The following is a 22,022-nucleotide window of genomic DNA, read 5'->3' on the forward strand; positions in this document are numbered from 1 at the left end:
ATGATATTTCTAAGTTAGTACCCCTAAAAATGTTACTTAATACCTTGAAACCTTTAATTCACGAACTTAATTTGCCTGATTTAATATGACTAAATACTTTTATATCACAATAGCAATAAAGCTGTTGATTTTAATAACCAAATCATGAAAAATAAATCATCTGTTAGCAAACCTTCGAGGGTTAGATTATTATTTACGTTTCAAGGCTATGGAGCAATGAGCAACAATGGAAAAACCATTACTGAAACCATTTCATTGACTTGGTCCAAAACAAGCACCTGCTGTTAATTAGACGGCGATAATCATCTGGTAGCTTTTTATCCCAGGTGCTTTAGGGCACCTGTTGGAAATCTCAAAATTAATCATATCTAAAACGCATTACAATTCAGAAAAACAGGTATTTATCTTAAATCTTAAAGGAAAAAACCTTAAAACCTGTTCACTTTTATATAACCCGGAGCTTAAAAATAAAAGCAGAAGGGCAATGCCAACCTACCCGTGCAGTGAATGCACAATCTTTTTTCTATTCATTCCATTGTTTAACCCCAAACACAGTTAATTATGAAAAAAGTAATCTTCAGCCTGTCCCTCCTGGCCCTGACCACAGCTGCTTTCGCAGAAACAAAAACCGAAACGCCTTCTAAAACAGAAGGAACCGCTAAGTTGAGCGTATATTATGTAACCGGTATCAGCGGTCCTAACTACACGTTGAGCACATCTCCGAACCCGCTCTGTGGTGACGCGGAGGAATCTCCTTGCGAAATCACATCACAGAATCCTATTACCTCCAGCCCCTTGCAAGCCCCCAAATCCCAGGTGGATGCGCAGAGCAATGGTTTCAGCATTGTTGAACGCCAGCCGCAACTGTAACAATTTTCTCCAGGGCTTTAAAGTCCTGGAGATTTTTCATCTTTAATCATCCATTAAAAACAAAGTTTATGAAAAAGATATTTTTAGCTCTTACTGCCATAACCTTGTCAACTGTGGTTTTTGCAGAAACAAAGGGGGAATCTCCATCTAAAACCGAATCAACTGCAAAAGCAACAACCTATTGGGTTGTTGGAATATCCGGAACGAATTATGTATTGTCTTCATCGCCCAACCCTCGTTGCGGTGATGGAGAGGACGTAGCCTGCGAAATCACGTCACAAAATGCTCTGACCAATAACCTGGCACCAATAAGCCAAGTTGAAGACCAAACAAATGGCTTTACGGTTATTGATAGACAGCCCCATTTATAATAAGCAGTAGAAGGGAAACAACGTTTCTCTTCTACTTTATAATAAGCTTTTTATTGAGGCGTCCATTCCCTGCTCTTTGTATAAATCGGTAGTATTAAATTTTACAATTTTTCCTTCCTTATCCAATAAAATTACCGTAGGTGTGGCAGCAATAACGTTTTCCGTAAATAACGGGTGATCAAATCCAAGCTTTCCAGTAGTTAGATTTATGGCATCTTTTGATGTATAAAGGCCACCATCAATACCATCTAACCAACGGGATTTTTTCTTATCAATGCCGATCGAAACAAAAGCGACTTCAGATTTTGGGAACTTATTTTTTAGCTTACTGATTACATCGCGATATAAAATATGGCATCCTCCGCAACCGTTTGACCAAATATCAATTACTGTGACTTTGCCTTTAAAATCCGAAATGGATACATTTTGGTCTGCGGTGTCAAGAAAAGAAAAGTTGTTCAATTTTGTACCCATAGCCTGGCTTTTATAGAGCGCTACAATCTCTCTACTATACTTTTCTTCGACAAACTTTTCAGCATCCATTTGTAACTGATCAAAATTTAACGGTTTAAAATTGTCATAATAAAACAGCGTTGCTATCAGTCTATCTCTAATTGTTCCCCGTTCCTTATCTTTTATATTATTATAAACTGAAGCGAAATCTAAAACACCATTGTTTCGAATTTTTGATTCAAACCTATATTTGTAATCAAGAAAACGTATCAAATTGGAGTTGATAAGATCATATTCATTTTTCGATCTGGGCGTTACAAGGGCAAGGCTATCAGTTAAGGAGGCTAAATATCTTTTCTTTACGGACGGATCATTTATTTCATTTAAGCGCTCACTAATATTTCTAAAAACAAAATTGCCATTGTAATAATTGATATTTGCAGCAATGAGTTTATAATCCTCTTCAGACAATTTATTTTTATACCGATTTAGATTACTAATAGCATTATTGATTGCATTTTCCTGTGGATTGTAAAAAATGTGCTTCGGATTTTCACCGCTATCCGAAAAGAGTAGTGAATCTGACTCACGGCTCACCGTATATCGTAAAGCATCTTTTCCGCTAAAAACGCAAGTATTATGAGCGCCGAGCGCAGTTTCTTTATGATTTGAGATATGGATATCTACGCTGTCTCCAATACGCCAAAATTTCCTGGTCACTAAATAAGAGTAAACACTTTTAGGAGATCCAGTGTCAAATTTCTTCGCTTTCATCCTGATTTCAAAAAAACCGCTGGAATCGGTTACGGGAATATCAAATGTGTATTTTCCATTCTTCAAAGTTCGTTTCTCTTCAAAAAGATTCTTTGAGGTACGGATGGGATTTTTAACGAAAAAATAAAGTGTGTCGTTGTTATCAGCTTTATCCCAGTACAGGTTTACATTCAACCTTCCATTTATGCTATTTTGTGCTCTTAAGGCATGACCTAATCCAATTAGCATCAAAACCAAAACTATTTTCAATTTCATTATTAGTTGCTTCAATTCTTTAGATTTTTCAGTAAGTATTCTGTTCAATTCCGCTCAACCTGATCTCAGCATCAGGAATGGGTAATGCATAGCGGGCATTATTAGGAGTAAGCGTAATGGTTTGCCCGTTTATTACCCTGGATAGGGTCGTCTGCCTCTTTTGATCAAGGTTAAGTCTACGAATATCCTCCCAAGGAATATTACCAGTAAAAGGCAATTCCTTCCTCCTTTCACGCAGGATAAGATTTATCGCATCTTCCGGACTACTGGCCGTAAACTCTACAAATGTTCCCGCTTTATAACGCTTCTTTAGTAAGGTATTTAAGGTGGAAATCGCATCATTGGTTTTTGAAGTTCTCGCCAGGCACTCGGCTTTTATTAGGTAGACTTCATTTGTTGCAAGGCCGGAGAAGTTATTGAAGTTCCCAGTGTAATTCCCCCTGAACTTATAGGTAGTGCCTGACTTGATAAAAAAATATGTTTTGCGCAGATCATTATCCTCATAAGATTTTATAAGTGTAGAATCTACTATACCCTTTGTCGTCGTTGTTGGTCTTACAATATTTCCATTCATTGTGGCAAATGCAAAAAACAGGATCTCCTCATTACCGATACCATTTGCTGGGAACCGGTAAGTGTTATTTAAGGATACCTGGCTGCTGTTAAAATCGAGGATCGATGATTTAATTTTCAATGCATTCTCCGCACTTGTAAGCGCCCCAGTATAATCACCATTATTCAGGCGTATTTTAGCCTGCAAAGCATAAGCTGCGGGCTTGCTGGGACGTGTGGTTACACTTTGGATTTCGTCAAGTCTACTGATAGCTTCATCGCAATCGTTAATAACCTGGTCCATTGTCGCTTTAAGTGAAGACCGTTGTATGATTATGTTTACATCCGAAGTTAATCGAATCGGTAGTCCCTGTTCCGAGCCGGCGTTAGCGGGATCATATTGCCTGCAGAATAAAGTAGTGAGATTATATAAACCAATCGCACGATAGAAATAAGCCTGGCCTTTCAGGTTTTCAACCTCAGGTCCACTGATCTTTAACTCCGACAATCCATCAAGAACAATGTTTGCATACTCAATTATAGCATAGCCATAGTCCCATTCCATTGAGGAGCCATTGGTATTGTCCCAAGGTTTCATTCCCCATGAATAAATCTGTTGCTCTCTAAGTTGCAGTGTTGCATAATCCTTATCGAGTAGATAGACGTTGTTTGATGCTGCAATACCTGCGTTTGTAAATCTTCCGTTTATCCAGGATACATTATCCAATATTGCCTGAAAATCCTTTACTGTTTCAGGACGTACCTGGCTTTTATCCCGCTTCTCATCAAGCCAATCCTTTTGTTTGCAACCCTGAAAACCTATAATGGCTAGAAATATAAATAGGGTATAATAAGTAAGTTTTCTTTCCATGATTTAGAATTTTGCGTTTACACCAAAAGCTATCGAAAACGGGTTTGGTAAATTAAATCCAAAAGTGTCGGGGTCAATTCCTTTTTTGTTCTCTTTCCAAATAATACCTAAATTACTTAGGTAACTGTAAAACTGAAGGTTTTTAAATAGCCCTTTTGTTGCTTCAATCGGCAAAGAATAGCTTAGCCTTATATCTTGTAACCGGATGTGATTACCGCTTTCAACAAGGATATCAGAGTAGCTATAAAATGCATTTCGATTCTCATTTTGCTCCAATAAAATAGAAGGTACTGTAGTCTTCGCCTCATCACCAGGTTGCTGCCATCTTAATGCATAATCTAAATGTGGCTGATTTTCCACGACCTTAGCATAGTAAGTACCGGTAGACGGCCGCCTAAATACATAACCAAGTTTGAAAACGATATTGCAGCTTATAGAAAACCCTTTGTACTGAAAATCGTTCCTCAAAGCCCCAAATTTTGTAGGCCTTGAAGATCCATGGTACACAAGTGAGTCTGGACTAAAATTGTTTAGTATAGCAGTATAGTCTTGGCTGGGCAAACCATTCAAAATACCCATTGGATTACCCGTTTCATGATCCAGCCCTGCCCATTTGTAGGAATATACACCGTACATGGATCGCCCGGCGATACCGGTTACTTCTCCATAATTCCTGATGGTACCTATGGTCTGAGGTGCATCATACTTTACAAGTTTGTCTTTGTATAGGCTCAGCAACAGCGTCGTGCTCCAGTTAAAAATACCTTTTACATTTAGGGATGTAAGATTCAGATCTATACCTTTTGCGTTTGTTTGAGCAGTATTGGCCATATAAGTGGTGAAACCAGTCTGTGGAGCAAGCGACGTAGGTTGAATCAAATCTCTACCATTTTTTCTGTATAATTCTACCGTTCCCGAAAGCCTGTTACCCTTGGTAGCGAAGTCCAAACCAATATTAAGATTGCCGACCTTTTCCCACCTTAAACTAGGGTTCGGCGCTGTTCTTATTTGGATCATAGGATTACCTGTGATATTGGCAATGGAATAAACACCTGATAGATAAGCAGAGCCATAGTAAACATTGCCATTATAGCCATAAGTAGCGCGAAGCTTTAATTTTGGTAGCCATTCCAGATTATAAAAGCTCTCATTGTTTACATTCCAGCTTATACCTGTAGACCACAATGGAGTAATACGGTCATTTGTTTTTACTCCGAATATATTCGCACCATCCCTTCGGCCACTTACAGATAGTACATACAGGTTGTCATAAGTGTAAGCTGCGTTGAAGTATTGTGAGAGGTAACGTGTGTTCGATCCCAACACCCTTCCATCCGGCGCGGGAATATAGGAGCTTCCACCTGGATTATTCGGATAGGCAATATTGTAATTCAGATTGTCTATGGAGCTGCCAAATTGTTCGTCATAACCATAAGACAGCCTATTTATACCATCTGTTTTACGCTCACGCAGTTCGTAACCCAAAATGGCATTGATAATACTCTTACCAAAAGTCTGATCAAAATAAAGCTGCGCACGACCATTATTCGCGTATAAATTATTTTTACTTAGACTCAGGATTGCCCCTTGTGGTAATGGATAAGTTTTTGCACCTGTTACATTATCGAATTGGGTAAACCGGTTAACCAGGTTGCGAACATAGTATGTGTTTGCGTCTTTGTAATCCCGATAATCCAACTGTTGTTGTTCATGCTGATACTGTACTTCAAATTTAAGTGATGGCAATATCTTGTAGGCGGCCATAAACTTCATTAAAAGGTCGTTCCTGTTTATCTTGAAATCTCTTAATGCCAGTTCATCAAGTGGGCGATAGGACCAATCCATAAAGCCCCTGTCAACTGCTGATTCCACAAACCCTTTTGAATAATCTTTTGTAATGGATAAATGCTCTCCATTTTCACCGATGATTGTAGCATAGGGATACAAGTAGTTATTTTTGAAGTTTCCTAAATCAGTTGTTTTTAGATTGGCAGAAAGATTATTATTAGGTTTTTCCTCTGTTCGGCTGTAATTTATAGCAGTTGATATTTCAAGGTTGTTTACAGGGTTATAGGTATTGAGATTATTGACTGTAAAGCGGCTTAAACCGTTTCGTTGAAGGTTGTCGCGGTTATGATCGAAACCGGAAGATAGCGAATAGGTAAAGTTCTTGGTTCCTCCGCGAAGCGACAAAGAATACTGTTGCAATACCGCCTTGCGATAAGATTCTTTTATAATTTCACTTCTCACATCTCTTGCTGATAAGTCATTTAAGCGCTTGTCGGCTTCCTGAGCAGTGATCTTGCCATCCCGAAGTAGGGCATAGATTCCTACCCCAGGAGTAACGGGTGTCATAGAATAGGTGTCAGTGAGGTCATAGTCATAGTATCCATTGTCAAACAAAATCTTCTCTGCACCCAGAAAGTCTTTTGAGTTGATATAATTTTGGTCCTTTTTAAAATTGGGTTTATTAATAATTGAAACGTTACTGCTCACCGAAAAATTTAATCGTTCGTTTAACTTACCTTTTTTTGTGGTCAATACAATTACACCATTGGCGGCATTCGCCCCCCATATACTAGCAGCTGCAGCATCTTTTAAAATAGTTATGGATTCTATATCATTAGGATTGATGTTATTGATATCGCCTTCATAAGGGAAATTATCAACGACAACTAATGGGTTTGCATTAGCATAAATTGTGCTTCGCCCTCTGATATTTATACCGAGATCTTTCTGATCAGCACCTGTTGAAAGAGTGCCTGAAGAATTCCGTCCATTAAACAATAAACCAGGAGTGACACCATTAAGCCTATCGAGAATATTTGTGGATACCTGTCGGTTAAGCAATGCGCTATCTATTACGACAAATGAACCTGTAGAACGCTCCTTGGGAATACTTTGATAGCCGGTATTGACATTTACGACAGCTTCAGTTAACATGCCTTGAACGGCATTTAGGGTGACAATTATTCCGTCATGAAATTCACTTATTTCACGGCCGCCATACCCTAATAAACTAAAAGCAATTATTGATCTCTCTGGTACATCGTCAAGGGAAAAAGCTCCGGCTTCATCTGAACGGGTAACCTGGTCCGAATTTTTTATCCTTACCGTAACGTTTGCCAGTGGTTGATCCAAGCTGTCAATAATGCGCCCCCTAATTGGTCTCTTGCTTTTACTTTTAGGCTGCTGCATCGAATTATTTGCAATGACGGTTATTACTTTTCCGTTCATCTCAAAATTCATAGGTTGGCTAGTAAAGATTTGTCGTAAAACCTCCAGTAATTCTTTCTCTTTTGCAGTTATGGTGACAGGATTGGATTTTGCCATAAGTTGATCGCTAAAAATAAAGGCATATCCACTTTGCTTTCTTAACTGTTGCAAGACTTCTTTAAGCGGTTGATTTTTGGCTACAATTGTGATCTTTTGAGCCGAGGCTGCAAAGTATAGTAATAGGAGCAGCGCAACCAAGAAGATAAATCGAAGCCATCTCGCCAGACCGTATTTATCAGGTATGGCTGGGTTCCAGACATTGTTACACTTTTTATCGTGCACAATTCTCCTTTGAATTTTAGAATTCATAAATTTGATTCGTTAGGTAATAAAAATTAGTTTGCTTTGAACGGTATTCTTGTTTTTGCCTGGCACCAGCCGGAAGCGCTAACTTCCGGCTCTTTATTTTGCCAGGTCTATAAACACATATGAAACTTGCTTTACTTTTCTTCTACAATCCTCCTTCCTTCGATTTTTAGTTTTACGCCTGTTGTTGTCCTCAATGATTTGATCAGGTCACCAATAGGGATGTCCCTCGGAAACTCACCAGAGACGGTTCCTATTTCTCGATCCTTTGAGATATCTATTTCAACATTATACCATCGAGCGACTTGTCTGAGAAATAGGTTAAGGTTTGCTTTGTTGACCACGAAAAGACCGTCTTTCCAGGCCGCGTAATCGTCACCGTTAACTTGCAGCACCCGAAGCTCATCCCCGTTGACAATAGCTTGCTCGCCAGGTTTTATGATGACGGTCTTCTGTGATCGATTGTTAAGAATCCTTAAGGAGCCTTCCAATAATGTGGCGGCGCCGAAAGGCTCATTGGAATAGGTATTGAAATTAAATTCTGTTCCCAGAGCAGTCACCTCCATATCTGTGGACTTTACTGTGAACGGTAATTTTTTGTTTTTTGCAACTTGAAAGTAGGCCTCACCGGTAAGCTCTATCTGGCGTGAAGTGATACCAAAGGAGACTGGGTATTTAATGGAGGAACCTGCATTCAGCCACACTTTGGAGCCATCGGCAAGTACCACCTTGAACTGGCCGCCCATTGGAACCCTTACGGTATTAAATCCATCGTTTTGCAGGGCAGCTTCCCTTGTCTGCTGTCCATAGGTTAATGTTCCATCTTTTAGGCTCGCAATACCATCTTTGCTTTTTTGTAGCGAACCTTTATCAAAAAGTGAGACCTGGCTGCCGTCGGAAAGAATAAGCTCTGCTTTATCACTGCCAGGATGAATTTCAACTTGTTGGGCGGTAGTCGTTGGAGCTGCACTCTTTTGCTGCTGATCAAAAACGTAAAAGACCGCTATGGCAAGGGCCAATAATATTGCAGCTGCGGTAGAAAGGTAGATCCAAAGAACATTTGCTTTTGGTCTGGGACGTAATTGGATAGAAAGGATTTCCTTTACATTTCCGGTTATTTCTTCGACCTGGGCATTATTGTGTAAATTCTCTTCGGATAGCGTAGACCTGATCTTTGCCATCAGATCTTCGTCAACTGTTTCGGCATTAAATAGGTCAAGGAGAGTGCCAAGCTCTTGCCCGGTTATAGTACCTTTTAGGTACTTTTCGAATAGGTATTGGATTTGGTTATTGTCCACAGCTTTCTCCTTTTTTATAGCCTTTACGCACTATTGGGAGAAATCAATAGCTGAGCGGTATAATTTTTTATTTTTTTATTTTCAAGAAAGGCTATTGTACAACAGAGAGGCCAGGATCAGTATGGGTAACGAAGGATGGCTTGAGAAATAATCTTTGAGGAATGCATTGGCTTTGGTCACATGGTCGTTTACCGCTGCCTGGGAAATCCCTAGTAGATCGGCAACCTCCTTATAACTTTTCTCTTCCAATTTACACATGCTGTACACTCTTTTTCGCTGCGGCGGTAATTTATCTATGGCTTCATACAGAAGCTGTCTTCCTTCCTGGTCGAATAGGGCTTTTTCAATATGGTCATAAGCCTCCGTGGTAAAGGAGATAAAATGGGCTCGCATCTTTTCATCTCTTGCTACCTTCCGGAATATATCATATACCATATTTTCTGAAATACGGAACAAGTAGGCTTTGATGGATTTTTCAGGATCAATGCTTCCCCGATGTTCCCATAGGCGGACGAATATTTCCTGCAGGCATTCTGCCGCCAGGTCACGATCTTTGAGCAGCCTTATCAGGTTGCCGGTTAATTTAGGGCTATAGCGGTCATAAATTTGTTCAAAGGCTTCATAGTTCCCCGCCCTGAGTTGTTCGAGAATGGTGCGCTCCGCTTCCATTTCTAATGCCTGCATCTTCATCTTTAAGTCTCTTGGTGGGTCTAATGTGGTCATTTTTGTGACCGGATGCAAGAAAAAAATGCTGCAAAACGGTTGATGGGGCCAAAAACAAACATTTAATTTTCTATGCAACCGGCTTTATAACAAAAATGGCAGACGAGTTCTCGCGACGCATGTAGACCGGCTCAGTTTTTTCGCTCCACAAAAATTTTAATCTTTTTGAAAGGCAGATCTGCTTTGGCGTCGATACGCTTACTCTTCCATATCTCGGAGCCGCCAAAACGAATATCAAAATCATACCGCCCAAGAAGCCCATTCGAAATCGTTACAGCAAAATCGACCGTGAAACTGGAGTCCTGCTGAAATAACCAGTTCAGCTGCTGGTCATTTAGAACAAAATGTTGTTGTGCCCAAGCAATGATATTTGATCTTAGAAACATGGCCTGCTCCTGGAGCAGATTGTCGTCAAGGCCGTACAGCTCATGTTGTTTTAACGCTATTCCAACGGGGGTAAAATAGACCTGTTCCATATCTTAACATGTTGAATTTAAAGTAACTAATATAATAAATATTTACTAACTTTAATATTTGTTAGGTAAGAACGATTATAGACGATTATGGAAAACAGGGTTTATACGAATGAAAATCGCCCCGCGTATAATGATGTTTTTAAAAGGGTAATTCTTGCTTTGGTAGGAGCCCATTTTATCGTGGTCTACGGTGACCATGAGGATATAGGAAAAATAATCAGGCATTTTGATTATTACAATGCTATGATTGCAAGTTTTGTGATTGCTTTCCTGGTACTGTACTACATCTGGATGATAACCCGGTACCTTGATGCCAGGCTCGATTGGTTCCTGGATACAAATAAACGGATAGCAGCACAACTTGCTCTTGGTCTAGCGCCTCCTGCCGCAATTGCAGTACTGCTTGCATGGGTGTATTTTAGTATGTACGGTCACGATATCCGCGATACACCATATTTTGACAGTGACTTCCCGGTGATTTTACTCTTTATCTTCCTGGCCAATATCTATTACTTTTTATATTACCTGGTCGTATCTTTCTGGCCTCGCGATAGTACAGAAATTAAGGAGGATATTTCTAAACCAACACCGCAAATTGAGCAGGAGGGAAGTCTATCCCTTCAGGAACAGTATAGAAGTGTAATTCTTGTTCAGACCCCCCTTAAAAGTATTCCGGTACACACTTCTGATATCGCTTATTTTTTTCGGGAACAGAAACAGAACTACCTGCGTAAATATGATGGCGAAATATTTGAGATCAGCCATTCGCTCGATGAGCTGGAAGCCAGTCTTGCTCCATCTGCTTTTTTTCGAATCAACCGCCAGATGATTATCAGCTTTAGCAGTTGCAAGGAGTTCAGACCTACCGATGGCCCAAGGTTGGCATTGGGATTGCTACCCGCTCCGTCAGATCCTGTTTTGGTCAGCGAGACGAAAGTCAGCGCTTTTAAAAACTGGATCATCCGATAATGCCGAATTCAATAAGCCTATCGCTGAATTCAAGGTCCCTTTTACCGGATTCATATTATAACACCATTAATTTAAGGTAAAATTTACGGGCAGTATCGCCCCACCCTTCTTATTTAAATGAAGTAATTGCTCATAATCTGAATTCAGAAGCCATTATTCTGAATTCGGACTTTTCTGATTGATAAAGATTTTAGATACCCCTGCCAGGCGCCTAATTTTGGATCAAAGCCGGCAGGGTGCACACTGCCTTCTAAACTAAATAATCGAATTATGAATCAATTTCTCATAGACTTACAGCAAAATATGGAGGTGTCGATGCACGCCATCTCTAAGGAATCAGAACACGATCTTGAATTGGCAAACCGCAATAAGGATTGTCTCAATAAAACAATGGAACTGCTCAACGACTTTGTCCGTAAATATGAGTTCCAATCCATAGAAGACGAGATCCGGTTCTTTAAGGAACAACGTCCATTATTCTATGCCGAATATATTTTTTGGAACGAGGTCTTCTTTCTTGAATCCAATTTTCCGGTTGGAAAAAAATGGCAGATCAGGTTCTTGAAAAAGGAGCTAAAGCGAATCAATAATTTTTTCGAGCGGCATAAAGAACTGTACAAATATTACAAGCAACAGCTGAAGTTACATGACGGGCAGCTCTTTGTACGGTACCCGGACGAAAAGTTGCTCTCAGTAGAAGAGAACCCCGAACTGGACAGTAAAATATCTACCGCTTATAGTTCCCTTTTTGCAAAATTTATTGCTTTTGAAAAACTGGCGGCAAAAATTCAAAATAGTATTGTCAATTTGAAAAACGGTGAAGGAGAGAAAAGAGGACTGGAGCAGACACATAGATTAAGGTGGACCGGTACAAAGGCGCAGCTCATCGAATTGGTTTACGCCCTTGCCAGTAGCGGGGTTATCAATCATGGTAAGATCCATGTAAAGCAGTTGTTTCTTATCCTCTCAGAATTCTTACATACAGAGGTTACCCATTATTATCCTTATTTCCAGCGGATGAGGATAAAGAAAAAAGACAGGGCGCAGTTCATGAGTTATTTAAGCGAATGTTTATTAAGAAGAATGGACGAAAGTGATGAAAATCCGAGATTCTCTTAATAAAAAAGCCTTCTGGTTTAAGTACCAGAAGGCTTTTATTATAATTGTCCAATAGCTTCATGTAGCCGTTCCGCATAAGCAAATGCAGGGATTTTAATCCAATTTTTTCTGATAATAAGCAACCAGCAAATTAGGCAAAGAAGTAAGAACCCTTCAGATATAAAAAACACCTGGGGATAGGTCTCCACTGTCCATACTCCTGCTTTAAAACCAAAAAAGCCATACGTAGCTAATGCTAAAATTCCGATCAAAAATATAGATACTGTTTTCAGCCCCCAAAGGTTACGGCGGAAACCGTATGCCATATTCTCTTTGAAGATAAGAGGATATTTATTTGTATCCCTAGTATTGCTTATTATATGACCGGTCCAAGCTCGGTATGCCTCATCTACTAAAATAGTATTCGAGCGCTCATACGGCTCGTCCGTTAAGTGACCTACGGGACATAGGCTGTGCATTTTTTGATGATTGCGTCCTTTGGTGTGCCTATCGAAATGTCCATCGCTCCAACGGAACAATTGGGTAGTTGGGGCGCCGCCCCAATCTTCCCAAAGTTTCTTTTCTTTCCGCTTTCCGCCATCCCTACCAATTTGGGCAGCGAAATATGCCAACACACCCATAACCCCAAACGGCACTGTAAAATGGATATTCTTATCCAGGTCCCAGAATGTAACTAGCGCTCCCACAACAATCAAGGGTAAATAAAAAATAATCATCGGGTATAACCGTGCTGTTCTGCTATATCTATCCATAACTATTCTTCTACCTCCTCATATAATGGCAGCGAAGCAACCGAAGACCACCCAGTTCTAGGAGCATTCCTTAAGTGGGTCATTATATTACCTGAGGTTGTGTATACTTTGCTTCCCCGCCTCGTATAAGCATTTGTAACCTTTTTTGAAGGATGTTTTGCTGGATCAGCGTCTTTCGATACAGATACATATGCGATTTCACTCCTGATTTTATTCAGTATAGAGGGAGAAATATTCCTTTTACTACCATGATGTGGAACTTGCATAAAGTGAACTTCTGAAATATCAATATATTCCTGATCGCAAAACGCGATAACTTTTTTGAAAGAATCTATACCAGCATCACCTGTAAATAAATACTTTCTGCCATCAAATTCGAGAAGGAGAACTGCACTAGAACGGTTCTCGGCGGATGTTTCCCCATCTTCACCTAATGTTTCTATGTGTAATCCTTCCTTTATCCAGTTGACAACTGATTCAAAAGCGCTAAATGCTTTCTCAAATAACGTATCCTTAGCTTGAGGACTTCTGGCGAATTCAGGTATCAATTCTCTGTAGTAATCAATAGTAGGTCCTAAAACAGTTATTGCACCATCATCACTTTTCCTTCCTGCAAATGGCTCCCTGACAGCAATTCCTTTTTCATTAGCAATCTCACAAAGCTGATGAGCATAAGTATATCCCTTCTGCAGTCTTTCACTGAGACTATTATCTGTAATCCGGCCATCATGGAAAAGATCCCGAACATGTTCTGAATGCTCCCAAGGTTTATGGATCCATAACTCCCCCACAGAACATTGATTGAGCACCTGCCTCAGACCTGAAGCATGGTCCCCATCAGGATGCGTACACACAACAAGATCTACATGATTAGTGTCAAAAAACTCATTGATGTGCTCGACAAGACGGTTTCCTGAATCCTTCGTGCCTCCATCAATAATTACTACCTGGTATAACCTGCGGTCAGAAAAATCGCCATAACGAAATGCAATAGCATCGCCACTCTTTTCTCCGCTGTCTACCGGTAAAAAATCAATTTGTATTTGTTTATTCATATAAAATGTTAAGCCCGCAAAAAATAAAGGCAATAACGACCGCGAGCATTAGCCGGTATACCCATCTTTAATTTTAATAAAATGACCAGAAGATGCTTGGATCTTTAGGTTTCATGATCAGAAAATTTTAAGAAATGAATTAATTGCACTCCTTATAAAATTCTTAGTTAGTAACATGATAATTAACGTTTTCTGCAGAAATAATTATCAACTGAATTGGATCAAAATGGTTGCCACGATTAATTAACCATTTATAATTTCAGGAAAACGGGTTATTTCTGTAGCTAAATATTTACAAACAATGACATCTGTGTCATATTGACCGTTAATTAATTATTTACTCTATTTTAAAATAATATAATTGTCATGTAAGACCATATATTTAATGTCATTATGGCAATAATTTTCGGTGTTGGGGAAATAAATTTTAGGTAGCTACCTCGTAAGTATCATTTTTCGTCTCGCCATCTGGACAATTTTGCTTTCGTAAACGGACAGGAAATGGATCCTGCCGAAAACGAAAAGCACTATGTTCAAATCAATATCCTGGCAGATGTATCTGTATGCAGTTTCCATAGTAACCTGCATTTACTACCTGACCGTAATCCTGCTCTTTTTCCGGGGCGAAGTTTCCGTATTTACGAAAAAATTGCTGCGCAGAGGGACCAAGCATCAATTCCAATCATCTACTACTTCCTCCTCTCATACCCAGGTACTGCAGCAGAAACTGGAAGAAGTCAAGGAACTCCTTGCTGTTTTCGGAAAAGGTGGTGACCGTACTGAGCTGCTTGCAGTAATCCGTTCCTTCCTGGCCGGTTATGACCGGGAATATATTGCCGATCATAAGGATGCTTTGATACTGCTAATCGCTACACAAGCATCTAATCTATGTGGATTTAAATTAAGCGACCCGGAAATCGAAAACTGTTTCCCTGATATCGATCAATAAATATTTCAATAACAATAACACACGTGAACAGAATGAAAAAGAGAATGGGAAAAGTGTTGGACAAATGTTTCGCGGTCCTGATTATGACTGCCATTTCAATCAGCAAGGCATTTGCACAAGGAGGGACGGGTGCCACCGGAATTACCAATGCTACCAATCAGGTGAAGGGATACTTCAGCATTGGAGTGGACCTTGTATATGCAATAGGGGCAATCGTCGGACTGGTAGGAGCGGTAAAGGTGTATAATAAATGGAGCAACGGAGAACAGGATACTGCAAAAGTTGCTTCCTCATGGTTTGGCGCCTGTATATTTCTAGTAGTTGTGGCAACTGTATTAAAAGGATTTTTCAACGTATAAAAACCAGCGTCATGGGCAGAAGACTTTCAACCGTAGATATCCGGGGCACACTGTTCGAAGTAGATGCTTTCAGGGAAGCCCTTATTGAAAAAGGCAATCCTAAAAACAGGATTCCTTTCCAGGTCTTCGACCAGGAAGGAAACGGTTACCGCTTCCTTTATGATCTGCAAAATAAGAACGTACCACAAAAAAAATCTGTGGTCATGGAAGATCCGGATCGGTACTGTTGGGTGATCATTGAGGCACTTATGGAACTGGATCCCGAAGGCATTGCGATGCGATACGATATTCCCTTTGAAGTACTCTGCGGCAATAAAATTGTCAGTCCGAAAGCATTGGTGGCGCAAACAAAGCCCCTGGCAATCAAGGACAAGAAAGTTAAGGAATCAGCGCATAAAAAATAAAAGCCAAATGAAAACTCTTAAAATTTCAAATACTGAATATATCGTCGATATAGACAATAACCGGCTTGTAGAATCGCCGAGCAGAAATTGTATTCTCAGATTCCAGGATATGAAAGAAGTGCCGGAAGGTTACGCGTTCAATTTTGATGCTGACGGTAAATTAGCTGGCGGAAAAGGTACACATCGGCACATCATCCCCTTTATGGTTCAACTTGACCCTGAAGGCATGGCCAAAAAATATGGAATTGAACCTCAAAGCCTGCCGGCAAAGGATCGCGACCTAAAATTCAATAAAAAAATATTGGAAGAACGCGTTGGTGGCAAACTGCCGGTTTTTAAAATTCATGACCAAGATTTCATTGTCGATTTGAGACTGGGTCTTCTTCGTCCGGTAAATGATTTTTCAACTATGGGCATTGTATTGCGCGAACTCGATATTGATCCATCGGGGACGGTATATCAATTCCTTTATCATACTAAGAAGCATGAAGTTGTTCTTTGGGATGAAAACATACAGGCTATACCTAAAAATGTCCTACCTGTGGAAATCCCCATCGATCATGTACTGGATCCTTTTGGCTTTGCCATGAGACATAGCGAAATGGGAGGGCTTTCATCCAGATATCCTATGGGCCGCAAAGAAGACATAGAAAAGATCGATTGGAATGCAACGGGCTTGATGGGATTCTTCAACGAGTATCCACAAAGAAACAACCTGGAAGCTGCAGTACTGCGATGGGATCAAACCTGCATACCAGAAATAATTTCCGGCAACCAGGCCAAGAATAAACAGGTTGAGAGCCCTAAAGCTAAAAATAAGAGGAGGGGACTATGATGCCAAAGGAGATTAATTATTCCATCAATAAAGGAATTAACAGGCCGATTGAATTTCGCGGGCTAAAAGGACAATATATAATCATACTGGCAATCGGCCTTCTTGCCTTGCTGGTGGGATTCTCCATAATATATATAGCGGGGGTACCTCTGTACTTTGGCATACCGGCGGTCCTTATGTGCGGATCGGGTTTGTTTGGGATAGTGTACCGCCTCAATGCCAAATATGGTCAGTATGGGCTTATGAAAGCCATGGCGCTGAAAAAGGTACCTACCGTTATTTACTCCAGGAACAGGAAACGGATTTTTGAACAATTAAAAAAGAGTGAGGAATGATGACGGTGTTGTTTATTATAGCTGCGGTATTTCTGGCAGCAGTCCTGTTACAGATAAAGCCACCTTCGGATAGCGGCGCAGACATGGAACAGGTACTGCCCATCTGGAAAGTTGAAAATGACTGTATTCTATCTAAGAAAGGAGATGTAACAGTAGCCTTCAAGGTTACCTTACCCGAAATATTTTCTTTATCAAGCGATGAGTACGACAGCCTGCATCACAATTGGCTCAAAGCAATTAAGGTGCTTCCTTTTGGCAGCGTACTCCATAAGCAGGACTGGTTTATTAAAAGTAAATACAAACCCCGGTACAAGGACGATAACCTGATCATGCAGGCCAGCGATCAGTTCTTTAACGAACGGCCTTTTTTGAGCCATGACTGTTATTTGATGATCACCCTTAAAGGGCCGGACCGTAAGCCGTCGAGCTCTGCACTGTCTACCCTACTCCGCAAAAATATTGTGCCTCCAGAGCTTAAAGATACCAAACGCATGGAAAAGCTACTGGAAGTGATCGGCCAGTTTAAGCGTATCCTTAGCGACGGAGGCCTTGTTCAGCTGGAACAGCTTACTGAACAGGAAATCGTCGGCTCAAAGGCTGCCCCCGGCATATTGGAAAAATATCTGTATCTGGGCGGTGGTCAATATGGGCCAGAACTAAGCGAAGTCTCCTTCAAGCCGGAATGGAAAGTAGGTACGAAAGCCTGTCGCCTATATTCTATGGCAGATGTTGAAGATCTGCCAGGAGCCGTAGGACCAAGGATCCATTATGATCCCTATTCAACGGATAGAACCCGCTTTAGTGTCGGTTTCGCTACTCCGGTTGGCTTGTTGCTTCCTACCAATCATATCTACAACCAGTATATGGTTATCGGCGACCCTGCAGCTACCTATAAAAGGCTGGAAGGTAAACGCAGGAGACTGCAGTCCCTTTCAGCCTATAGCAGAGAGAATGCTATTGGCAGAGACGCGACCCAGGACTTTTTGAACGAGGCAATCTCCGAAGCGAGGACGCCCATTCGTGCCCATTTTAATGTGCTATGCTGGACAGATGAGCCTTCGCAGGTAAAAGAAATGCAGAACCTGACAGCATCGGCACTGGCAAAGATGAATATTGTTCCCCACCAGGAAACCGATGGCGCTCCTCAGCTCTGGTGGGCAGGTATCCCTGGCAATGCTGCCGATCTACCGGAAAATGACACTTTTGAATCTTTTGCGGAGCCCTGCAGCTGTTTTCTGAACATGGAAACTGCCTACCGGTCTTCCAACAGCCCATTTGGTATTAGGTTGGGAGACAGGCTCACCGGCGTTCCCCTGCACGTCGATATATCGGATGAACCCATGAAAGGGATCACTCAAAACCGCAACAAGATAGTTGTTGGTGGGTCAGGCTCTGGCAAAAGCATGTTTATGTCGGCGATGCTTTATCAATACCTGCAGCAAGGAGCCCATTGTGTCGTGGTAGATGTTGGTCATAGTTATCTCGGTCTGAACAAGCTGGTGGACGGCTATTATTTTACCTATAGCGAGGAAGACCCCATCAGGTTCAATCCTTTTTATTTACCACCCGGAGAAGTGCTGGACACGGAGAAAAAGGAGAGTATCAAATCACTGCTGGTTGCGCTCTGGAAACAAAGCGACGAGCGTTACCGCAGAAGCGAATATGTGGCTATTTCAAATGCGCTGAAATCGTATTATGAATTCCTGGAAAACAACACAGATGTATTTCCATGCTTTGATTCCTTTTATGAGTTTCTACAGGAGCATTTTGTAAAAGAGCTGGAAGCTGACAAGGTAAAGGATCGGGATTTTGACATGGCCAACTTCCTATATGTGCTCAGGCCATTTTATAGGGGTGGCGAGTTTGACTATTTACTCAATGCCAGGGAAAACCTGGATGTTCTCAACCAGCCATTCGTGGTCATAGAACTTGATAATATTAAAGACCATGCCATCCTTTTTAGTATTGTGACGATGATCACTATGGAGCTATTTATTTCCAAGATGAGAAAGCTAAAAGGCATAAGAAAGGTAATCGTCATAGAGGAAGCCTGGAAGGCGATAGCCAAGTCAGGTATGGCTGAATTTATGAAATATCTCTATAAGACCGTCCGTAAATATTTCGGGGAAGCCATTACCGTGACCCAGGAAATTGACGATATCATCAGCTCGCCGATCATCAAGGAAGCGATCATAAACAATGCCGATTGCAAGATCATCCTGGATATGAAAAAATTCCAGAACAAATTCGAGGCGATACAGCAAGTGCTGGGCATGACAGATAAAGGCAGGGACCTGGTACTGTCGATTAACAGGGCAAATGAGAAAAATTGCAATTACCGGGAAGTTTATATCGAACTGGGCAATCAGTTGATGAAGGTATATCGCTACGAGCCCAGCCCGCAGGAGTATTTTGCTTATACCACCGAACAGACAGAAAAGTTGAAACTGCAAAGTTATATCGAGCAATATGGCAGCATTGAAAAAGCGCTCCGGGTCCTTGCTGCCGAGTATTACGCACAGCATAAACTATTAAGGGCATGAGAACAAAATCTTTAAAAATTGCACTCACTGTAGTGCTCATGGTAAGCATTACTATAGGGCCGGTTAAGAAAGCAGAGGCTGTACTGCCGCTTGCCATTATCGAAGTCATTAAAGCAGGGATAAAAAAAGTGATCAAGGCCGTTGACCTCCAGATCCAGCGCCAGCAGAATAAGGTAATCTGGCTCCAGAACGCTCAAAAGGAACTGGAAAATGTCATGTCCAAGCTGAAACTGAAAGAGATTTCTGAATGGACCGAGAAGCAGCGCGCCCAATATGACAGCTATTTCCAGGAACTATGGAAAATCAAAAACTCTATCGCTACCTGGAACCGAGTAAAACAGATCATTAAGCGGCAGTTAGATCTCGTCGAAGAATATAAACGTGCATGGAACCTACTGAAGTCGGACCGCCGTTTTACCGCTCAGGAAATAGAATACATGTACCGCGTTTACAATGGCCTTTTGGATGAGAGCTTAAAGAACATTGAACAGCTTGCAATGGTGGTCAATGCCTTCCGTACCCAGATGACCGATGGGCAGCGGCTGGAATTTATTTCCGCTATCGCAGCAAAACTCGATAAGAACGTTGCTGTACTGCGCAGTTTTAGCGATCATAACTTCCGGCTCAGCCTGGCAAGGGCAAAGAGCAGCCAGGAAGCCGAACAGATCAGAAAGATATATGGACTTAACCCTTGACAGAATGGAACAAAAACCGATAGACCTGGAAAAAGCAGTGAGGGATATGGCTAATCTATTAAGGCAGTATGGATATAGGAACAGCTTTACTATTACCATGCCCAAAAGCGGCCAACCAAAATTTACAGGAAAGCTAAACGATTGCCTTAACCGATACCTCGCAGCAACTATAAAAAGGGAATTGTCGAGTTCGCAAGGTTTTGAGCTGGAAACCTGGGCACCCTACAGCAGGAATATCCTCTGCCGCTTTCATATGGACTTCGATAAACAGGAAGGATTCAAGGTTCATAAAATGGAGGTAATAAATCTCAAAGACAAGCTTACCCATGAGTTCCGTTTGCGTAGCAATAGGGAGATGCCGGGGGCGCAGACGCTGGAAGGCATGTTTCCCAAACCAAAATCCTGGGATTTTTTGAAGAAGGGGAAACGGAGGCCGTAAGGATAGCAATGATAAATAATAAAACAGTTACGACATGAAAAAATTATTGTGCATTATAATCATCCCGCTGCTTTATTGCAGCCCGTCTCTAAAGGCCCAAACTCTTGGGGAGTGGTTCAACCAGAAGAAAACCCAAAAGAGATACCTTATCGAACAGATCGCTGCACTGGAAGCTTATAAGTCTTTCCTGTCAAAAGGATACGGGATCGTAAAGGACGGAACAAACCTGATCGGAACCATAACCAGGGGGGAATGGAATCTGCATGCCGATTTTTTTAACAGGCTCAAGATCGTAAGCCCTGAGCTGAAACAGAAAAGCAAAGCGGAAGAAATCATAAAGATTCGAAACCAGATGGATCAGGACCGGCGACAAATGGAAAAGATAATTTCTGGAAAAGAATTCATAGCCACCGGGGAAAAGAAAAAATATGAAAACTGGTACGCCAATATTGCGGTAGATGCAGATGGCGACCTCCAGGACCTTAAAACGCTGCTTACCGATGGAAGCCTGGAACTCGAAGAAGCTGAGCGGATCAAAAGGATAGAAGCTGTTTATAACAGTATTCAACATAAATACAGTCAGCAGCGGAAATTCAGCAATAGCCTCAAACAAACGATCCTTCAACGGGAACAAAAAATTGAGGAGTCGAAAATTTTAAAAAAAATGTATGGACTATAATCCGCGCTACAATAATATACTATGAGAAAGCATATCAAATTCTTATTGATAACAATCTGCTGCAGTCTGCAGCTACACCTTGTTTCCGCCCAATCGGCGGAGGTGACTCAGTTGATCCTCAATGTTGAAAAGTTGGCGCAGTTTAAACAGATCCTAAAAGACATGAAAAAGGGTTACGACCTGGTGAGCAAAGGTTATGGAACGATTCGAGATATTTCTGAGGGTAACTTCAGCCTGCACAGAACATTCCTGAATGGCCTTTGGCTTGTAAATCCCGAAATCGCCAGGTACCGAAAGGTTGCCGACATTATCCGGTATCAGGCAGAAATCCTTTCCCAAAGCAAAGCCGCGCTGAAACGTTATCAATCCGGCAGTTATTTTAATGCGAAGGAACTTGATTACCTAAGCAGGGTTCTTGATGGTCTGCTTGACCAAAGCCTTGGTAACCTCGATGAACTGGTTATGGTCATTACAGCTAACAACATGCGCATGTCCGATGATGAACGGTTACGCGCTATCGATAGCATATTTGATGATATGCAAGCAAAAGTCGTCCAGTTAAGACGCTTTACCTCTAAAACCGACCAACTGGGATCAGCCCGCAGGAACAAAATTGAAGAACTAAAGAAACTTGAAAAAATGACGGGGCTTAGGCCATAACCTT

The 22,022-nt window shown here is 41.2% G+C and carries 23 protein-coding genes; 15 read left to right on the plus strand and 8 right to left on the minus strand.

Going from position 1 to position 22,022, the window contains the following annotated elements; all coding sequences use genetic code 11:
- The first annotated feature begins 144 nt into the window (after positions 1-144).
- The 3 genes from ABTV71_RS11305 to ABTV71_RS11315 all read left to right on the plus strand — a co-directional run bounded on the left by ABTV71_RS11305 (position 145) and on the right by ABTV71_RS11315 (position 1,241).
- Positions 145-288 (plus strand): hypothetical protein, encoded by a 144-nt coding sequence (locus ABTV71_RS11305; protein WP_433903264.1) that lies wholly within the window; start codon positions 145-147, stop codon positions 286-288.
- Between the two features lie 273 nt (positions 289-561).
- Positions 562-870: a hypothetical protein gene (locus ABTV71_RS11310; RefSeq protein ID WP_165306551.1), complete on the plus strand. Its 309-nt coding sequence runs from the start codon at positions 562-564 to the stop codon at positions 868-870.
- Positions 871-938: 68 nt separating this feature from the next.
- Positions 939-1,241, plus strand: coding sequence for a hypothetical protein (locus ABTV71_RS11315; RefSeq protein WP_433903265.1), 303 nt, complete (start codon positions 939-941; stop codon positions 1,239-1,241).
- Positions 1,242-1,277: 36 nt separating this feature from the next.
- On the opposite strand, the gene ABTV71_RS11320 is transcribed toward ABTV71_RS11315, so the two are convergent.
- The 6 genes from ABTV71_RS11320 to ABTV71_RS11345 all read right to left on the minus strand — a co-directional run bounded on the left by ABTV71_RS11320 (position 1,278) and on the right by ABTV71_RS11345 (position 10,225).
- Positions 1,278-2,723, minus strand: coding sequence for a TlpA family protein disulfide reductase (locus ABTV71_RS11320; protein WP_433903266.1), 1,446 nt, complete (start codon positions 2,721-2,723; stop codon positions 1,278-1,280).
- A gap of 28 nt (positions 2,724-2,751) precedes the next feature.
- A complete protein-coding gene (locus ABTV71_RS11325; protein ID WP_433903267.1) occupies positions 2,752-4,146 on the minus strand; it encodes a RagB/SusD family nutrient uptake outer membrane protein in 1,395 nt (464 codons plus the stop codon).
- A gap of 3 nt (positions 4,147-4,149) precedes the next feature.
- Positions 4,150-7,731, minus strand: a complete 3,582-nt coding sequence (locus ABTV71_RS11330; protein WP_433903268.1) for a SusC/RagA family TonB-linked outer membrane protein — start codon at positions 7,729-7,731, stop codon at positions 4,150-4,152.
- Between the two features lie 131 nt (positions 7,732-7,862).
- Positions 7,863-9,026, minus strand: coding sequence for a FecR family protein (locus ABTV71_RS11335; RefSeq protein WP_433903269.1), 1,164 nt, complete (start codon positions 9,024-9,026; stop codon positions 7,863-7,865).
- 81 nt (positions 9,027-9,107) lie between these two features.
- Entirely contained in the window at positions 9,108-9,749 is a 642-nt protein-coding gene (locus ABTV71_RS11340; RefSeq protein WP_433903270.1) for an RNA polymerase sigma factor, read from the minus strand.
- 131 nt (positions 9,750-9,880) lie between these two features.
- A complete protein-coding gene (locus ABTV71_RS11345; protein WP_433903271.1) occupies positions 9,881-10,225 on the minus strand; it encodes a hypothetical protein in 345 nt (114 codons plus the stop codon).
- A gap of 87 nt (positions 10,226-10,312) precedes the next feature.
- Between ABTV71_RS11345 and ABTV71_RS11350 the strand changes: the two genes are divergently transcribed.
- Together ABTV71_RS11350 and ABTV71_RS11355 are read left to right on the plus strand one after the other, a co-directional pair.
- The gene (locus ABTV71_RS11350) at positions 10,313-11,194 is read left to right on the plus strand and encodes a LytTR family transcriptional regulator DNA-binding domain-containing protein (protein WP_433903272.1); all 882 of its coding nucleotides are present in this window, start codon (positions 10,313-10,315) and stop codon (positions 11,192-11,194) included.
- A 270-nt stretch (positions 11,195-11,464) separates the two neighbouring features.
- Positions 11,465-12,313 (plus strand): RteC domain-containing protein, encoded by an 849-nt coding sequence (locus ABTV71_RS11355; protein WP_433903273.1) that lies wholly within the window; start codon positions 11,465-11,467, stop codon positions 12,311-12,313.
- Between the two features lie 38 nt (positions 12,314-12,351).
- Here the strand turns inward: ABTV71_RS11355 and ABTV71_RS11360 are convergent, their stop codons facing one another.
- Together ABTV71_RS11360 and ABTV71_RS11365 are read right to left on the minus strand one after the other, a co-directional pair.
- The gene (locus tag ABTV71_RS11360) at positions 12,352-13,029 is read right to left on the minus strand and encodes a hypothetical protein (protein WP_433903274.1); all 678 of its coding nucleotides are present in this window, start codon (positions 13,027-13,029) and stop codon (positions 12,352-12,354) included.
- A 38-nt stretch (positions 13,030-13,067) separates the two neighbouring features.
- Entirely contained in the window at positions 13,068-14,120 is a 1,053-nt protein-coding gene (locus ABTV71_RS11365) for a ComEC/Rec2 family competence protein (RefSeq protein ID WP_433903275.1), read from the minus strand.
- Between the two features lie 529 nt (positions 14,121-14,649).
- Between ABTV71_RS11365 and ABTV71_RS11370 the strand changes: the two genes are divergently transcribed.
- The 10 genes from ABTV71_RS11370 to ABTV71_RS11415 are packed head-to-tail and all read left to right on the plus strand — an operon-like array spanning position 14,650 to position 22,018.
- Positions 14,650-15,069: a hypothetical protein gene (locus tag ABTV71_RS11370; RefSeq protein ID WP_433903276.1), complete on the plus strand. Its 420-nt coding sequence runs from the start codon at positions 14,650-14,652 to the stop codon at positions 15,067-15,069.
- Between the two features lie 32 nt (positions 15,070-15,101).
- Positions 15,102-15,428 (plus strand): DUF4134 domain-containing protein, encoded by a 327-nt coding sequence (locus tag ABTV71_RS11375; protein WP_433863894.1) that lies wholly within the window; start codon positions 15,102-15,104, stop codon positions 15,426-15,428.
- Positions 15,429-15,439: 11 nt separating this feature from the next.
- The gene (locus ABTV71_RS11380) at positions 15,440-15,832 is read left to right on the plus strand and encodes a hypothetical protein (RefSeq protein WP_433903277.1); all 393 of its coding nucleotides are present in this window, start codon (positions 15,440-15,442) and stop codon (positions 15,830-15,832) included.
- A gap of 7 nt (positions 15,833-15,839) precedes the next feature.
- The gene (locus ABTV71_RS11385; protein WP_433903278.1) at positions 15,840-16,667 is read left to right on the plus strand and encodes a hypothetical protein; all 828 of its coding nucleotides are present in this window, start codon (positions 15,840-15,842) and stop codon (positions 16,665-16,667) included.
- Positions 16,664-17,002, plus strand: a complete 339-nt coding sequence (locus ABTV71_RS11390) for a DUF4133 domain-containing protein (protein ID WP_433903279.1) — start codon at positions 16,664-16,666, stop codon at positions 17,000-17,002. Before ABTV71_RS11385 ends, ABTV71_RS11390 begins: the two co-directional genes overlap by 4 nt.
- Entirely contained in the window at positions 16,999-19,545 is a 2,547-nt protein-coding gene (locus ABTV71_RS11395) for a TraG family conjugative transposon ATPase (protein WP_433903280.1), read from the plus strand. The genes ABTV71_RS11390 and ABTV71_RS11395 overlap by 4 nt, the downstream gene beginning before the upstream one ends.
- Positions 19,542-20,240 (plus strand): conjugal transfer protein TraI, encoded by a 699-nt coding sequence (locus tag ABTV71_RS11400; RefSeq protein ID WP_433903281.1) that lies wholly within the window; start codon positions 19,542-19,544, stop codon positions 20,238-20,240. The genes ABTV71_RS11395 and ABTV71_RS11400 overlap by 4 nt, the downstream gene beginning before the upstream one ends.
- A gap of 4 nt (positions 20,241-20,244) precedes the next feature.
- Complete coding sequence (locus tag ABTV71_RS11405; protein ID WP_433903282.1) at positions 20,245-20,679, plus strand: hypothetical protein; 435 nt, start codon at positions 20,245-20,247, stop codon at positions 20,677-20,679.
- Between the two features lie 34 nt (positions 20,680-20,713).
- Positions 20,714-21,358, plus strand: a complete 645-nt coding sequence (locus tag ABTV71_RS11410) for a hypothetical protein (protein ID WP_433903283.1) — start codon at positions 20,714-20,716, stop codon at positions 21,356-21,358.
- A gap of 21 nt (positions 21,359-21,379) precedes the next feature.
- Positions 21,380-22,018 (plus strand): TerB family tellurite resistance protein, encoded by a 639-nt coding sequence (locus tag ABTV71_RS11415; protein ID WP_433903284.1) that lies wholly within the window; start codon positions 21,380-21,382, stop codon positions 22,016-22,018.
- The last annotated feature ends 4 nt before the right edge of the window (positions 22,019-22,022 follow it).

This window comes from Sphingobacterium puteale (assembly GCF_050986225.1).
Classification (GTDB): Bacteria; Bacteroidota; Bacteroidia; order Sphingobacteriales; family Sphingobacteriaceae; genus Sphingobacterium; species Sphingobacterium puteale.

Bases quoted from the DNA above. Each gene is read 5' to 3' on its own strand.
- ABTV71_RS11305 (WP_433903264.1), top strand. From the start codon at position 145: ATGAAAAATAAATCATCTGTTAGCAAACCTTCGAGGGTTAGATTATTA.
- ABTV71_RS11310 (WP_165306551.1), top strand. From the start codon at position 562: ATGAAAAAAGTAATCTTCAGCCTGTCCCTCCTGGCCCTGACCACAGCT.
- ABTV71_RS11315 (WP_433903265.1), top strand. From the start codon at position 939: ATGAAAAAGATATTTTTAGCTCTTACTGCCATAACCTTGTCAACTGTG.
- ABTV71_RS11320 (WP_433903266.1), bottom strand. From the start codon at position 2,723: ATGAAATTGAAAATAGTTTTGGTTTTGATGCTAATTGGATTAGGTCAT.
- ABTV71_RS11325 (WP_433903267.1), bottom strand. From the start codon at position 4,146: ATGGAAAGAAAACTTACTTATTATACCCTATTTATATTTCTAGCCATT.
- ABTV71_RS11330 (WP_433903268.1), bottom strand. From the start codon at position 7,731: ATGAATTCTAAAATTCAAAGGAGAATTGTGCACGATAAAAAGTGTAAC.
- ABTV71_RS11340 (WP_433903270.1), bottom strand. From the start codon at position 9,749: ATGACCACATTAGACCCACCAAGAGACTTAAAGATGAAGATGCAGGCA.
- ABTV71_RS11345 (WP_433903271.1), bottom strand. From the start codon at position 10,225: ATGGAACAGGTCTATTTTACCCCCGTTGGAATAGCGTTAAAACAACAT.
- ABTV71_RS11350 (WP_433903272.1), top strand. From the start codon at position 10,313: ATGGAAAACAGGGTTTATACGAATGAAAATCGCCCCGCGTATAATGAT.
- ABTV71_RS11355 (WP_433903273.1), top strand. From the start codon at position 11,465: ATGAATCAATTTCTCATAGACTTACAGCAAAATATGGAGGTGTCGATG.
- ABTV71_RS11360 (WP_433903274.1), bottom strand. From the start codon at position 13,029: ATGATTATTTTTTATTTACCCTTGATTGTTGTGGGAGCGCTAGTTACA.
- ABTV71_RS11365 (WP_433903275.1), bottom strand. From the start codon at position 14,120: ATGAATAAACAAATACAAATTGATTTTTTACCGGTAGACAGCGGAGAA.
- ABTV71_RS11370 (WP_433903276.1), top strand. From the start codon at position 14,650: ATGTTCAAATCAATATCCTGGCAGATGTATCTGTATGCAGTTTCCATA.
- ABTV71_RS11375 (WP_433863894.1), top strand. From the start codon at position 15,102: ATGAAAAAGAGAATGGGAAAAGTGTTGGACAAATGTTTCGCGGTCCTG.
- ABTV71_RS11380 (WP_433903277.1), top strand. From the start codon at position 15,440: ATGGGCAGAAGACTTTCAACCGTAGATATCCGGGGCACACTGTTCGAA.
- ABTV71_RS11385 (WP_433903278.1), top strand. From the start codon at position 15,840: ATGAAAACTCTTAAAATTTCAAATACTGAATATATCGTCGATATAGAC.
- ABTV71_RS11390 (WP_433903279.1), top strand. From the start codon at position 16,664: ATGATGCCAAAGGAGATTAATTATTCCATCAATAAAGGAATTAACAGG.
- ABTV71_RS11395 (WP_433903280.1), top strand. From the start codon at position 16,999: ATGATGACGGTGTTGTTTATTATAGCTGCGGTATTTCTGGCAGCAGTC.
- ABTV71_RS11400 (WP_433903281.1), top strand. From the start codon at position 19,542: ATGAGAACAAAATCTTTAAAAATTGCACTCACTGTAGTGCTCATGGTA.
- ABTV71_RS11405 (WP_433903282.1), top strand. From the start codon at position 20,245: ATGGAACAAAAACCGATAGACCTGGAAAAAGCAGTGAGGGATATGGCT.
- ABTV71_RS11410 (WP_433903283.1), top strand. From the start codon at position 20,714: ATGAAAAAATTATTGTGCATTATAATCATCCCGCTGCTTTATTGCAGC.
- ABTV71_RS11415 (WP_433903284.1), top strand. From the start codon at position 21,380: ATGAGAAAGCATATCAAATTCTTATTGATAACAATCTGCTGCAGTCTG.